Raw genomic sequence first — 13,010 nt, 5'->3', positions numbered from 1 at the left:
CGAACGGCCATAACGGGAAAAGCCCGGCGGCGGGTAACCGGCGGGCCTGATGGCGTGCCGACGGGGCAGCGGCCCCGTCGCGCGGCCTGCGCCTTATCGGCACAGGGCAGAATAGGTGGCGCCTCACTCAACGTGTCGTCCTGTGCCTGATAAAGCGCCGAAGCGACTGTTATCGATATTTCCGGACGGTAGGCACCGTGCTAATGGCGTCATTCGATGTTTTATGGAGCCGGCCATGACTGGCGCTGACATAAAGGGCCGAATGAGCAACCACTAATATGGTTACATAACTCACCCAAAATAAAAAGTGGCCACGATTAATATTTTGTAATATTAGGATCAATCCTAGCGCCGCGCCAACCGCTGCGCGGGAAACGGCAGAAAAAAAGCGGCCCGAAGGCCGCCTGCTATCCCGCCGCGCGGCTCAGCCCAGCGCGCGCCGCGCATTGCGGAACAGGCGCAGCCACGGGCCATCCTCGCCCCACTCGGCGGGGTGCCAGGAATTGCTCACCGTGCGGAATACCCGCTCCGGATGCGGCATCATCACCGTTGCCCGCCCGCTCCGCGTGGTCAGCGCGGTGATCCCGTTGGGGGAGCCGTTCGGGTTGGCCGGATAGCGTTCGGTAACCTGCGCAACGTTATCGACGTAGCGCAGCGCGACCAGACTCTGCTGCTCCAGCGCCGTCAGGTGAGCCTCATCGCGCACCTCGACCCGCCCCTCGCCGTGGGAGACGGCGATCGGCAGGCGCGACCCGACCATCCCCTGTAGGAACAGCGACGGGCTGTCGCTGACCTCGACCAGGCTGAAGCGGGCCTCAAAGCGCTCGGACGCGTTGCGGACAAAGCGCGGCCACAGCTCGGCGCCCGGGATCAGCGAACGCAGGTTAGACATCATCTGGCAGCCGTTACACACCCCCAGCGCCAGCGTATCCGGACGCAGGAAGAAGGCGCCGAACTGGTCACGTGCGCGGGCGTTGAACAGAATCGACTTGGCCCAGCCCTCTCCGGCGCCCAGCACGTCGCCGTAGGAGAACCCGCCGCAGGCCACCAGCCCCTGGAATGGCTCGAGCATCGTCCGCCCGGAAAGGATGTCACTCATGTGCACATCCTGCGCCTCAAACCCGGCGCGATGGAACGCGGCGGCCATCTCGACGTGCGAGTTCACCCCCTGCTCCCGCAGCACAGCCAGGCGCGGACGCGCGCCGCGGGCGATGAAGGGCGCCGCGATATCCTCCTGCGGATCGAAGCTCAGGCTCACGTTAAGACCGGGATCCTCCTCCACCAGCTTGGCCTGATGCTCCTGATCGGCACAGAGGGGATTATCGCGCAGACGCTGCATCTGCCAGGTAGTTTCTGCCCACCAGGCGCGCAGCGTAGAGCGCTTCTCGTCATACACCGCCTGTCCACCGCGCTGGATCCGCAGGCGGTCGCCCGGCAGCGCCCGACCTATCTCGTGGCTGACCGCCGCCAGACCGTGCTCGGCCAGCAGCGCCTGCGCCGCCGCCAGATCGCGGCGCGCCACCTGGATCACCGCCCCCAGCTCCTCGCTGAACAGCACCGCCAGCGCGTCGTCGCCCAGCGCGGCGATATCGATATCCAGCGCGCAGTGGCCGGCAAAGGCCATCTCTGCCAGGGTGACCAGCAGCCCGCCGTCGCCGCGATCGTGGTAGGCCAGCAGCAGCCCCTGCGCCACCAGCGCCTGCATGGCGCTAAAAAAGCCCGCCAGCTGCGCCGTATCACGTACGTCGGCGGGCGTATCCCCCAGCTGGCGATACACCTGCGCCAGCGCGCTGCACCCCAGCGCGTTGCGGCCGGCGCCCAGATCGATCAGCAACAGCGCGTTATCCTGCGCGGGCTGCAGCTGCGGCGTTACCGTACGCCGCACGTCCTCCACCCGGGCGAACGCGGTGATCACCAGCGACAGCGGGGCGGTCATCTCTCGCGTCTGTTCCTCCTGCTGCCAACGGGTCTTCATGGACATCGAATCCTTGCCGACCGGGATGGTCAGCCCCAGCGCCGGACACAGCTCCTCACCCACCGCCTTCACCGCCTGATACAGGCCGGCGTCCTCGCCGGGATGCCCCGCCGCCGCCATCCAGTTAGCGGAGAGCTTGATCCGCTTAATATCGCCGATGTGGCAGGCCGCCAGGTTGGTCAGCGCCTCCCCCACCGCCAGGCGAGCCGAGGCGGCGAAATCCAGCAGCGCCACCGGGGCGCGCTCTCCCAGCGACATCGCCTCGCCGTAGTAGCTGTCCAGGCTGGCGCTGGTCACAGCGCAGTCGGCCACCGGAACCTGCCACGGGCCCACCATCTGATCGCGGGCGACCATGCCGGTCACGCTGCGATCGCCGATGGTGATCAGGAAGGTTTTCTCCGCCACCGCCGGCAGGTGCATCACCCGGCGCACCGCCTCGGCCAGCACGATACCGGCGCGATCCAGGGCATGCCCCGTGGCCCGCAGAGTCTCCGCCGTGCGCGTCATCTTCGGCGTTTTCCCCAGCAGCACGTCGAGAGGCATGTCGATGGGACGATTGTCAAAGTGGCGATCGCTCAGGATCAACTCACGTGCCTCCGTCGCCTCGCCGATCACCGCATAGGGGGCACGCTCACGCTCGCAGATGGCGGCAAAGCGCGCCAGATCCTGCGGCGCCACCGCCAGGACATAGCGCTCCTGCGACTCGTTGCACCACAGCGCCAGCGGGCTCATGCCCGCCTCGTCGTTGGGAATGTCGCGCAGCTCAAAGCGGCCGCCGCGGCCGCCGTCGCTCACCAGCTCCGGCATGGCGTTGGAGAGACCGCCGGCGCCCACGTCGTGGATAAAGCGGATCGGGTTGGCATCGCCCAGCTGCCAACAGCGGTCGATGACCTCCTGGCAGCGGCGCTCCATCTCCGGGTTATCGCGCTGCACCGATGCGAAGTCGAGATCGGCATCGGACTGACCGGAGGTCATCGACGAGGCGGCACCGCCCCCCAGGCCGATATTCATCGCCGGACCGCCCAGCACGATCAGGCAGTCGCCGGCGGCGATATCCCCCTTCTGCACGTGCTCGGCGCGGATATTGCCGAGGCCGCCCGCCAGCATGATCGGTTTGTGGTAGCCGCGCAGCTCCGTGCCGTTATGGCTGTCGACCCGCTCCTCATAGGTGCGGAAATAGCCCAGCAGCGCCGGGCGCCCAAACTCGTTGTTAAACGCCGCGCCGCCCAGCGGTCCGTCGGTCATAATATTCAGCGCGCTGACGATGCGCGCCGGACGGCCGAAGTCCTGCTCCCAGGGCTGTTCGAACCCCGGGATGCGCAGGTTGGAGACGGAGAAGCCGACCAGCGCCGCCTTCGGCTTGGCGCCGCGCCCCGTCGCCCCTTCGTCGCGGATCTCCCCGCCGGAGCCGGTCGCGGCCCCCGGCCAGGGCGAGATCGCCGTCGGGTGGTTGTGGGTCTCCACCTTCATCAGGATGTGCGCCGGCTCCTGATGGAAGTCATAGCAGCCGCTGTCGGCGTCGGCAAAGAAGCGGCCCACCGCGGAGCCTTCCATGACCGCCGCGTTGTCCTTATAGGCGGACAGGACATGCTCCGGCGTCTGCCGGTAGGTGTTTTTAATCATCTGGAACAGCGATTTCTCCTGCGGCTGCCCGTCGATAACCCAGTCGGCGTTGAAGATCTTGTGGCGGCAGTGCTCCGAGTTGGCCTGGGCGAACATATACAGCTCGACGTCGCTCGGGTTACGCGCCAGACGGGTAAAGGCGTTGAGCAGGTAGTCCATCTCATCCTGCGCCAGCGCCAGCCCCAGGCGCTGGTTGGCCTCCTCCAACGCAGTCCGCCCCCCGCCAAGGATATCCACAGACTGCACCGGCTGCGGCGTATGCTGCATAAACAGCTGCTCGGCCTGCGCCAGCTCAGTGAAGACCTGCTCCATCATGCGATCGTGCAGCAGATCGCACAGCGTCTGCCACTGCGCCTGATCCAGCGCCCCAGCCTCAATGTAGTAGGCCAGACCGCGCTCCAGCCGGCGGATCTGCGCCAGCCCGCAGTGGCGAGCGATATCCGTCGCCTTAGATGACCAGGGAGAGATCGTGCCCGGGCGCGGCGTGACCAGCAGCAGCCGTCCTGACTGCGGGCGGGCAGCCTGCGACGGTCCGTAGGTCAGCAGCTGGCGCAGCGTATCGTGCGCCGCCGGATCCAGCGGCGCGCTGACGTCGGCAAAGTGAATGTACTCGGCGTAAATCGCGTCGACGGGCAGGGACGCGTCGCGGCAGGCAGACAGCAGCTGGTTAACACGAAAGGCCGATAAAGCGGGGGTGCCGCGCAGAATTTCCATGATGATTTGATTCTCTCGTCTGCGAGGAAGCTGTTTACAGCCGCCTCAATGGGCGAAACAGGGGGAAACCGGGCGCCATTATAGTGAATCTCCCGCGCCGACGAAACCGTTTGCGTAGCCTTTCTTGTAAAGAGCGCGATCGGCTCATTTATTGCCCAATAATGCGGTTAAAGTTGCACACTGGCGTTTTGTTAAGCAAAATGCGCCTGCCTGATTGGCTTTACCTTTATTCCACTTTTAACACCAGCAACCGCATCCCGCTAGACCGTCATGGGATAACTATTTGAAACGTATAAAATATAATTATTACCTTATCGGTATTGTCTCCGCGCTTTTGGCGCTGGCGCTGTGGCCCAATATTCCGTGGCGCAGCGGTAATGAAAACCAGCTACAGCAGATCCTCGACCGGGGAGAGCTGCGCGTAAGCACCATCGTTTCGCCGCTCACCTATCAGCGTGAGGGCAATGCGATCTCCGGCCTGGACTATGAACTGGCCAAACGCTTCGCCGACTATCTGGGCGTGAAGCTGCGCGTCACCGTGCGCCCCACGCTGCCGGGTCTGTTTGACGATCTGGATGGACAGGATGCCGATATGGTCGCCGCCGGACTGCTGTACAGCAGCGCGCGGCTGCATCGCTATCGCACCGGGCCGACCTATTACTCCGTCTCCCAGCAGCTGGTCTACCGCCAGGGCAAGGTGCGCCCGCGTAACCTGGGCGATCTCAGCGGTCCCCTGATGGTACAGTCCGGGTCGGCCCATATCACCACCCTGGAGCACTACCGCCAGCAAAAGTACCCTGACCTGCAGTGGCAGAGCAGCGACAGCCTGTCGGCAACCGAGCTGCTTAAGCAGGTCGCCGAGGGCAAGCTGGACTATACGGTGGCGGATTCGATGGCGATCTCCCTGTTTCAGCGGATCCACCCGCAGGTGGCGGTCGCCTTCGATATCAGCGATGAAGAGCCGGTCATGTGGTATCTCAACCGCAGCGAGGATGACAGCCTGTACGCGGCGATGCTGGACTTCTTCAGCCAGAGCGCTGAAGACGGCACCCTGGCGCGCCTAGAGGAGAAATATATCGGCCACGTCGGCAGCTTCGACTACGTCGATACACGTACGTTCCTCTCCGCTATCGATAGCGTGCTGCCGTCACTGCAGGACTTTTTTACCCAGCATGCGCGCAAAATGGACTGGCGGCTGCTGGCCGCGATCTCGTATCAGGAGTCACACTGGAATCCCCAGGCCACGTCGCCGACCGGCGTACGCGGGCTGATGATGCTGACCCGCGCCACCGCCGAGGGGCTGGGGGTGAAAGATCGCCTCGATCCGGAGGAGAGCATCGCCGGCGGTTCGCTGTACCTGGAGCGGCTGATGGAGAGGCTGCCGGAGAGCATTCCGCAGGATGAGCGGATTTGGTTCGCTCTGGCCGCCTATAATATGGGCTACGGACACATGCTGGACGTCCGCCAGCTGACCCAAAAACAGGGGGCCAATCCCGACAGCTGGGCCGATGTCAAACAGCGTCTTCCGCTGCTGAGCCAAAAGAAATACTACCAGCGGCTGACCTATGGCTACGCGCGTGGGCACGAGGCCTATCAGTACGTCGAAAACATTCGCCGCTATACCGTCAGCCTGCGCGGCTACCTGCAGGAGAAGGAGAAGCGAGAGGCGGCAGAGGCGACCCAGCTAGCGCTGCTCGGGCCGCGCTGAGCTGAGCCGGCCACCCTTACTCCGCGCCGGCGCCGTGGGCGCCGCGCCGGGCGTCGCGCTCGGCCCTTTTCTGCGCCCGCCGCTGGCGGAAGAAATCGCTCAGCTGCGCCGCGCACGCGTCGGCCAACACGCCGCCGCACACCGCGATCCGGTGATTCATCCCCGGGTGCCCCAGCACATCCAGCAGCGATCCCGCCGCGCCGGTCTTGAGATCCTGCGCGCCGTACACCAGCCGCCGGATGCGGCTGTGCACCATCGCCCCGGCACACATCACGCAGGGCTCCAGGGTCACGTACAGTGTCGCCTCCAGCAGACGATAATTCTGCATGACGGCCCCCCCCTGCTGCAGCGCCATGATCTCGGCGTGCGCGGTCGGATCGTGGCGGGTAATAGGCCGGTTCCACCCCTCGCCAATCACCCGATCGTTCAAGACCAGAACCGCGCCGACCGGCACCTCGCCCTGTGCCCGGGCCTTTTCCGCCAGCTGCAGGGCATGGCGCATCCAGTAACTGTCATCGCGTTGCGTCACACGTTTCCCCTCTCTGTTTCCGGCGCGCATTATACACAGCCCCTGCGCGCCCGCCGCGCCTAATTAGCGCTATCGCCCAATTTCTCCGCGCGGAAGCGGACAGCCGCTGCGGCGCAGGCGTATGATACGCCGGCACCTGCCCGCCGTATCGATGGGGCAAAAGGGCATAGCCTAATCATTCTCAGGAGATATCTGGATGTTTGCACAAATTCGGCGCATGAAACAGGGCCTGCTGATGGCCGGCCTGCTGGCGACATCCGCCCCGCTGTGGGCGGCAGAGTACTGGATCGACGTCCGTGTACCGGAGCAATACCAGCAGGAGCACGTCAAGGGCGCCCACAATATTCCGCTCAAAAACCTGGCGCAGCGCATCGGCGCGCTGACCCAGGACAAGAATGATACCCTGCATCTGTATTGCAACAGCGGGCGCCAGTCAGGCCAGGCGGAAGCGCTGCTGCAGCAGATGGGCTACCGCCACGCCGTCAATGCGGGCGGGCTGGAACAGGTCGCCAAGCACCAGCAAATGGTAAAATAATAACACCCTGCGCGGGGGCGGTCCGCTGTCACGCCGCCGCCGCGCTGCCGCATCGGTGAATGCCGACTTATTATCCACTCAGTAAAAAACCGCTTTAAACGAGTATAAAATAGCAACGATATCGGCTAATTATGGCAATTTAATACAAAAAAACCTTAACTGTTAGCTTTCTAAACATTTAATTTTCATCATTTCGTGCGCGGGATCGCTGTAATAATTCATTGGCAGGCTATCTTGGTTGTTAATTTACTAACATAAAAGGAGTTGTCGATGACGACCTCAACGTTTTTCATTCCCAGTGTAAATATGATCGGTCGCGGTTGCCTGAACGAGGCGGCGGCGACGATGAAAGAGTACGGCTACCACCAGGCGCTGATCGTCACCGACAGCGTGCTCAGTCGTCTGGGCGTCGTCGGCGACGTACAGGCGCTGCTGGCCAAGGTAGGCATTCAGAGCGCGGTGTATGACGGCACGCATCCCAACCCGACCACCGATAACGTCGCCGCAGGGCTGACGCTGCTGCGCGAGCACGGCTGCGACTGCGTGATTTCGCTGGGCGGCGGCTCGCCCCACGACTGCGCCAAAGGCATCGCACTGGTGGCGACCAACGGCGGGGATATCCGTGACTATGAAGGGGTCGATCGCTCACAGCACCCGCAGCTGCCGCTGATCGCCATCAACACCACCGCCGGTACTGCCTCTGAAATGACGCGCTTTTGTATCATCACCGATGTACAGCGTCACATTAAGATGGCCATCGTCGACAAGCATGTCACCCCGATCCTTTCCGTCAACGATCCGCAGCTCATGCGCGGTATGCCGAAGGGGCTGACCGCCGCCACCGGAATGGATGCCCTGACCCACGCCGTAGAGGCCTATGTCTCTACCGCCGCGACCCCGATCACCGACGCCTGCGCGCTGAAGGCCATCACGATGATCAGCGCCCATCTGCGCGACGCCGTCCGCGACGGCGACGATATGGCGGCGCGCGAAGCCATGGCCTATGCCCAGTTTCTGGCGGGGATGGCCTTTAACAATGCCTCTCTGGGGTATGTCCATGCGATGGCACACCAGCTGGGCGGCTTCTACGATCTGCCGCACGGCGTCTGCAATGCGATACTGCTGCCCCACGTACAGAGCTTCAACGCCCGCGCCTGCGCGGGGCGTCTGAAGGATATCGCGGCGGCGATGGGCGTCGCGGTTCAGGATATGGACGACGCACAGGGCGCCGAAGCCTGCATCGCCGCCATCCGCGGCCTGGCCCACGACGTGGCGATCCCGGCGGGTCTGCGCGAGCTGAAGGTGCGTGAAGAGGATCTGGACACCCTGGCCAACAACGCCCTGAAGGACGCCTGCGGTCTAACCAACCCGATCCAGGCCAGTCATGCGGAGATCGTGGCGATCTTCCGCGCCGCGCTGTGATCCCCGGCCCCGCCGACGGCGGGGCATCCGATTAAGGCAGGCGCCGCAGCGCGCCCTCCTTATCGACCCGATAGCGAAAGCGACAGTAACTCAGCACTACATCATCCTGGCGACTATCGCTGTAGCCGCTGTACAGCTGCAGCGGACGCCCGAGACAGCGCTCTAGCTGGCGCACCTTTTCCCGCCCCAAACAGCGGCGCGTCAGCGTCCAGCCGCCGAAGCGACGGCGCATCCGGGTGCCTATCAGCCTCACGCGCAGCAGAATGCCGCTGTCGCGATACACCTGCTCCACCAGCTGCTCGGGCGAACCGGTCAGCAGCCAGACCTGCGTCATCGGGCACGCCAGATAGTCATCCAGACGCGCCCGCACCAGGGGAAAGGGCTGAACCCGGCGGCGAAACTGCGCCACGAACCGCGTCTCCAGCCCCCGCAGGCGCCCTTCCGAGCGACCAGCGGTCATACTCCACAGCAGCAGACTGACCGGACGCCGCGCCGCCCGCCCGGCGAATAGCAGCCCCAGCCCCACCGGCGGCAGGCACAGCAGCACCAGCGGCCAGTTCAGCGGCAGACGCCACAGCATGAAACGCAGAAAGCAGCCAAACAGATCCTGGCGGTGCAGCGTACCGTCCAGGTCAAAAAAGACCTGCCTGCGTACAGAATGTTCCCGCTGATGTATCACGACCGCCTCCCGTTACCCGCGTCGGGTCTATGTCGCTCGCGCTGACAAATTATGACGATGACGTCATGATATGGAGTTTATGCAGCAAGCGAGGTTTCGCCTCATGGGGCTGACACTATGGCAAACTATCCCCTCGCATGCAAAGGGGACATTTATGAGCAGCTTGGTGAGAATAAAACAGCTTTATCATTCGCTGGCACAAAACGAGCGTAAGCTGGCCGATTTTATCCTCTCCTCGCCGGAGCAGCTGGGCAAGCTAAGCTCTCAGGAGCTGGCCAATACGCTCGGTATCAGCCAGTCCAGCGTGGTTAAGTTCGCCCAAAAGCTGGGTTTCCGCGGCTTTCCCGCGCTAAAGCAGGATATCTCGGCCCATCTGCTGCGCCATCAGGCGCCGGCTAACGAGGCCGCGCTCCATCACGGTATTCTACGCCACGATCCGCTCAAGGTGGTCGGCGAAAAGCTGATGGCGGAAAAGATCGCGGCGCTGCAGTCCACCCTGACCATCAACCATGAGGAGCAGCTGCAGCAGGCGCTGCGCATGCTGCTCAGCGCCCGGCGCATTGTTATTACCGGCCTCGGCGCCTCCGGCCTAGTGGCCAAGGACTTCGCCAATAAGCTGATGCAGATTGGCCTGGCGGCCTACGCCGAATCGGATGCCCATGTGCAGATAGTCTGTGCCCAGGCCATGCAGCCGCAGGATCTCCTGATGGCCATCTCTTACAGCGGCGAACGCAAAGAGGTCAATATGGCCGCCGCAACGGCCCGCCGCCGCGGCGCCCAGGTGCTGGCCCTGACCGGCTTCTCCCCCAATCCCCTACAGGATCTGGCGTCGCTGACGCTGTATACCGTCATCGATGCCCACGCCGATCAGACCACCGCCATCTCCTCACGTATTGCGCAAAGCACCCTGACGGATCTGCTGTATATGGGGATCGTCCAGCAGAACGCGGAGCACGCCTGCCTGCATATTCGCAACAGCTGCGCGCTAGTCAAGACGCTGGAGTAACCGGCGCAGAAAGGTTTTTCAATGTGCGGGGGAGTGTGCAAAAATACGCGCATACGCGATCGCGCAGAGGAAGTTAATCACGCTATCTGCATGATATTTAAATTATATTTCTTAAGTGACTAGAATGGCGTTACTGATTACCAAGAAGTGCATCAACTGCGACATGTGCGAACCGGAGTGCCCCAATCAGGCGATCTCGATGGGGGAGCAGATTTACCAGATCGATCCGGCGCGCTGCACCGAATGCGTCGGTCACTACGACGAGCCGACCTGTATCAAGGTCTGCCCGATCGATAACACCATCATCCGCGATCCGGCGCACGCCGAAAGCGAAGAGCAGCTGTGGGACAAGTTTGTGCGACTGTACCACAGCGACGTCCTGTAAGCGGGCCGCCGCCCGCGTCGCTCAGCGGCAGTGGCCGCGGGCGTCGAAACGGGCCTCGCCGTCTGGCACCAGCGTTTTCGCCACCTGCCCCTCCTCCATGGAGGGCAGCACCGCAAAGTGCCCCTTCATCTCCACGTAAACCGCCTGTCCCGGCGCCGGACGGGCGTTAATATAGGCCTGCTCGAGCTCGACGGTGCTGCTCACCGGATACACGTTGTCCGTCGCGCAGTCGTGAAACGTGGCGGCATCCGCCATATAGCGGTACATCCCTTTCACGCTCATCGCCGTCACCGGCAGCGGCGAGGTGGCCGCCTTCAGCGTGTAATTGAACGGCGAGTCGATCTCATTGCCGCTGGTGTCCAGCAGGCGCATGTCATTCCCGACCGGACGGAAGTAACGCTTCTCGCCGTCGCTGCCGATCAGCACCAGGCGATCGGCGGTGCGCTGCCAGCGCCCGTATTCGGCGAAGCTCTGATCGCCGTCGCGACTAGCGCGGTAGATCGATTTCAGGACAAAGCTGCCGTCCTTGTCCAAGAACAGCGACATCTCCATGCCGCCGCAGTCGGCGCACGGCAGCGTACCTTGAAAACTCTGCGCCATCGGCACCAGAGGCTGTTCAGCGTACTGCGTACGCGCATGACACCCAAACAGGGTGATCACCCCCGCCGCCAACAACAGCGAAATAGCCAGTTTTTTCACAGTTTCTCTCCTACTGTGCAAACGAATGCAATATCAAGCGGGCGACCTGCATGTCCCCCGGCGCCGCCGACCCTGCGGCAGCGCGAAAAAAGCGCTCTAACCCGGAATGACCTTGCCGCGCAGCGACTTCAGCGATCCGCGCCGTGTTTTATCGTCGGTACGCCGACGACGCGCGCCGCGGCTGGGCGCCGTGGCCCGGCGCGGCTTAGCCACCTCTGAGGCCTGACGGATCAGCGCCGCCAGGCGGGCCAGCGCATCGTCGCGGTTCTGTGCCTGGGTACGGAATGACTGGGACTTGATCACCACCACGCCGTCATCCGTAATCAAATGGTGCTGCATGGCCAACAGCCGCTGCTGGTAAACCGGCGGCAGGCTGGAGGCGCGAATATCGAAGCGCAGGTGAATGGCGCTGGACACTTTATTGACGTTCTGCCCACCGTTTCCCTGCGCGCGAATGGCGCTCAGCGAGATCTCCCGTTCGGGGATCGCCAGGCGGGCGTTGATATACAGCATCTCAGACGCTACCCTGCTGCCAGACATCCAGCGCGATCTCGATGCTGTGCGCGGTATCGGAAACCCACAGCTGCCCCTCCTGGCGCGTCACCTGCAAATCCATGGTTCTGGTCGCCAGCGCCGCCAGCCGGCTCAGGGCCTCATCATCGATAAAATAGATGCTCAGCGAGCGCAGCGTCGCCAGCCGCGCCTGATTCTGCTGCCACCAGACCCGTGCGGCCCGCTCACTATAGGCATACAGCACCACCTGGCGCGATAACGAGCAGGCTTTTTTAAGACGTTTCTCATCCGGCAGGCCCAGCTCAATCCACAGATCCACGCCGTTGTAGTCGTTACGCAGCCACAGCTCTGGTTCGTCGTCTGCGCAAAGTCCCTTGGTAAACGTCAGCCGCTCATCCGCATGACAGCACCAGGCCAGCAGGCGCAGCATCATGCGCTGCTCCGTCTCGGAGGGGTGCTGCGCCAGCGTCAGCGCGGCATCCTGATAGTGGTGCCGATCCATGTCGGCAATATTGACGTTGGCCTTATAAATGGTTGCCTTCAGTGCCATGCGTTTCCCCATTTCGAATCTTTACGCCATTTTACCCGTTTTTACCGCCCGGCACGAATCCATGCCGGGGGAAAAGCACACTTTTTATCGTCGGGCGCCGTTGCGCCCCGCTGCCGCCGGAGCAACCCTGTGATATAGTCAAAATGGAGATTTATCCGCAGGTAAGCCCAGCTCACCCGCAGGATAACGCCACCGGGTTACGCTCTATAGGAGAAGACGTTGCAACAATACTCTGCGTTGGTTCGGCGTAGATATGCCGAGATCGCCAGCGGCGACCTCGGCTATATCCCCGATGCAGTAGGGTGTGCCTTAAAGGCACTGGATGCGGTTGCGGCCGATGAACAGCTGCCACCGGCCGTTAGGGAACAGGCGGCCTATGCCGCCGCGAACTTATTGGTGAGTGATTATGTCGACGACTGAAGAGTATCAACCCATCAACTGCGATGATTACGACAGCCTGGAGCTCGCCTGCCAGCACCATTTGGTTCTGCAGATCGTTCTGCGCGACGGTGAAGCGCTCGAAGGACAGGCCAGCGATCTGATTTCCCGCAAGCACGTGGAGTATCTGCTGGTCACCAGCCAAGGCCAGCCGCGCGAGCTCCGTCTGGATCACATTGCCCGCTTTAGCCACCCGACGCTGGGCACCGTCACCATCAGCATGTCGTAGCGACG

The 13,010-nt window shown here is 63.0% G+C and carries 13 protein-coding genes; 7 read left to right on the top strand and 6 right to left on the bottom strand.

Annotated elements, in window-relative coordinates:
- Nucleotides 1-424: 424 nt before the first annotated feature.
- The gene (purL, locus tag ETEE_RS11600) at nt 425-4,315 is read right to left on the bottom strand and encodes a phosphoribosylformylglycinamidine synthase (protein ID WP_095666558.1); all 3,891 of its coding nucleotides are present in this window, start codon (nt 4,313-4,315) and stop codon (nt 425-427) included.
- A gap of 280 nt (nt 4,316-4,595) precedes the next feature.
- Between purL and mltF the strand changes: the two genes are divergently transcribed.
- Nucleotides 4,596-6,020 carry a membrane-bound lytic murein transglycosylase MltF gene (mltF, locus tag ETEE_RS11595; RefSeq protein ID WP_034163245.1) on the top strand — a complete coding sequence of 475 codons (1,425 nt, stop codon included), beginning with the start codon at nt 4,596-4,598 and terminating at the stop codon, nt 6,018-6,020.
- A gap of 16 nt (nt 6,021-6,036) precedes the next feature.
- Here the strand turns inward: mltF and tadA are convergent, their stop codons facing one another.
- Nucleotides 6,037-6,549 carry a tRNA adenosine(34) deaminase TadA gene (gene tadA / locus ETEE_RS11590; protein ID WP_034163284.1) on the bottom strand — a complete coding sequence of 171 codons (513 nt, stop codon included), beginning with the start codon at nt 6,547-6,549 and terminating at the stop codon, nt 6,037-6,039.
- Between the two features lie 196 nt (nt 6,550-6,745).
- On the opposite strand from tadA, the gene pspE reads away from it, so the two are divergent.
- Nucleotides 6,746-7,084: a thiosulfate sulfurtransferase PspE gene (gene pspE / locus ETEE_RS11585; RefSeq protein ID WP_034163244.1), complete on the top strand. Its 339-nt coding sequence runs from the start codon at nt 6,746-6,748 to the stop codon at nt 7,082-7,084.
- 270 nt (nt 7,085-7,354) lie between these two features.
- A complete protein-coding gene (yiaY, locus tag ETEE_RS11580) occupies nt 7,355-8,506 on the top strand; it encodes an L-threonine dehydrogenase (protein ID WP_034163243.1) in 1,152 nt (383 codons plus the stop codon).
- A gap of 31 nt (nt 8,507-8,537) precedes the next feature.
- Here the strand turns inward: yiaY and yfhb are convergent, their stop codons facing one another.
- Complete coding sequence (gene yfhb, locus ETEE_RS11575) at nt 8,538-9,185, bottom strand: phosphatidylglycerophosphatase C (RefSeq protein WP_370634738.1); 648 nt, start codon at nt 9,183-9,185, stop codon at nt 8,538-8,540.
- 154 nt (nt 9,186-9,339) lie between these two features.
- Between yfhb and ETEE_RS11570 the strand changes: the two genes are divergently transcribed.
- Together ETEE_RS11570 and ETEE_RS11565 are read left to right on the top strand one after the other, a co-directional pair.
- Nucleotides 9,340-10,191 carry a MurR/RpiR family transcriptional regulator gene (locus tag ETEE_RS11570; protein ID WP_034163242.1) on the top strand — a complete coding sequence of 284 codons (852 nt, stop codon included), beginning with the start codon at nt 9,340-9,342 and terminating at the stop codon, nt 10,189-10,191.
- Between the two features lie 124 nt (nt 10,192-10,315).
- Nucleotides 10,316-10,576, top strand: a complete 261-nt coding sequence (locus tag ETEE_RS11565; RefSeq protein ID WP_034163241.1) for a YfhL family 4Fe-4S dicluster ferredoxin — start codon at nt 10,316-10,318, stop codon at nt 10,574-10,576.
- Between the two features lie 21 nt (nt 10,577-10,597).
- Here the strand turns inward: ETEE_RS11565 and nlpE are convergent, their stop codons facing one another.
- The 3 genes from nlpE to ETEE_RS11550 all read right to left on the bottom strand — a co-directional run bounded on the left by nlpE (nt 10,598) and on the right by ETEE_RS11550 (nt 12,338).
- A complete protein-coding gene (nlpE, locus tag ETEE_RS11560) occupies nt 10,598-11,275 on the bottom strand; it encodes an envelope stress response activation lipoprotein NlpE (protein WP_034163240.1) in 678 nt (225 codons plus the stop codon).
- Between the two features lie 96 nt (nt 11,276-11,371).
- Nucleotides 11,372-11,788 (bottom strand): alternative ribosome rescue aminoacyl-tRNA hydrolase ArfB, encoded by a 417-nt coding sequence (arfB, locus tag ETEE_RS11555; protein ID WP_034163239.1) that lies wholly within the window; start codon nt 11,786-11,788, stop codon nt 11,372-11,374.
- A 1-nt stretch (nt 11,789) separates the two neighbouring features.
- Nucleotides 11,790-12,338, bottom strand: coding sequence for a YaeQ family protein (locus tag ETEE_RS11550; protein ID WP_034163282.1), 549 nt, complete (start codon nt 12,336-12,338; stop codon nt 11,790-11,792).
- 219 nt (nt 12,339-12,557) lie between these two features.
- On the opposite strand from ETEE_RS11550, the gene ETEE_RS11545 reads away from it, so the two are divergent.
- Together ETEE_RS11545 and rof are read left to right on the top strand one after the other, a co-directional pair.
- Nucleotides 12,558-12,758: a YaeP family protein gene (locus ETEE_RS11545; protein WP_034163238.1), complete on the top strand. Its 201-nt coding sequence runs from the start codon at nt 12,558-12,560 to the stop codon at nt 12,756-12,758.
- Nucleotides 12,745-13,005 (top strand): Rho-binding antiterminator, encoded by a 261-nt coding sequence (gene rof / locus ETEE_RS11540; RefSeq protein WP_034163237.1) that lies wholly within the window; start codon nt 12,745-12,747, stop codon nt 13,003-13,005. The genes ETEE_RS11545 and rof overlap by 14 nt, the downstream gene beginning before the upstream one ends.
- Nucleotides 13,006-13,010 lie beyond the last annotated feature (5 nt).

Source organism: Edwardsiella anguillarum ET080813, from assembly GCF_000264765.2.
Lineage (GTDB): Bacteria > Pseudomonadota > Gammaproteobacteria > Enterobacterales > Enterobacteriaceae > Edwardsiella > Edwardsiella anguillarum.
Note: the sequence above shows the minus strand (reverse complement) of the source record. Positions and strands in the feature narration are given on the sequence as shown.

Excerpts from the sequence above, each read along its gene's own strand:
- pspE (WP_034163244.1), top strand. The coding sequence starts at position 6,746 with ATGTTTGCACAAATTCGGCGCATGAAACAGGGCCTGCTGATGGCCGGC.
- yiaY (WP_034163243.1), top strand. The coding sequence starts at position 7,355 with ATGACGACCTCAACGTTTTTCATTCCCAGTGTAAATATGATCGGTCGC.
- ETEE_RS11570 (WP_034163242.1), top strand. The coding sequence starts at position 9,340 with ATGAGCAGCTTGGTGAGAATAAAACAGCTTTATCATTCGCTGGCACAA.
- ETEE_RS11565 (WP_034163241.1), top strand. The coding sequence starts at position 10,316 with ATGGCGTTACTGATTACCAAGAAGTGCATCAACTGCGACATGTGCGAA.
- arfB (WP_034163239.1), bottom strand. The coding sequence starts at position 11,788 with ATGCTGTATATCAACGCCCGCCTGGCGATCCCCGAACGGGAGATCTCG.
- ETEE_RS11550 (WP_034163282.1), bottom strand. The coding sequence starts at position 12,338 with ATGGCACTGAAGGCAACCATTTATAAGGCCAACGTCAATATTGCCGAC.
- rof (WP_034163237.1), top strand. The coding sequence starts at position 12,745 with ATGTCGACGACTGAAGAGTATCAACCCATCAACTGCGATGATTACGAC.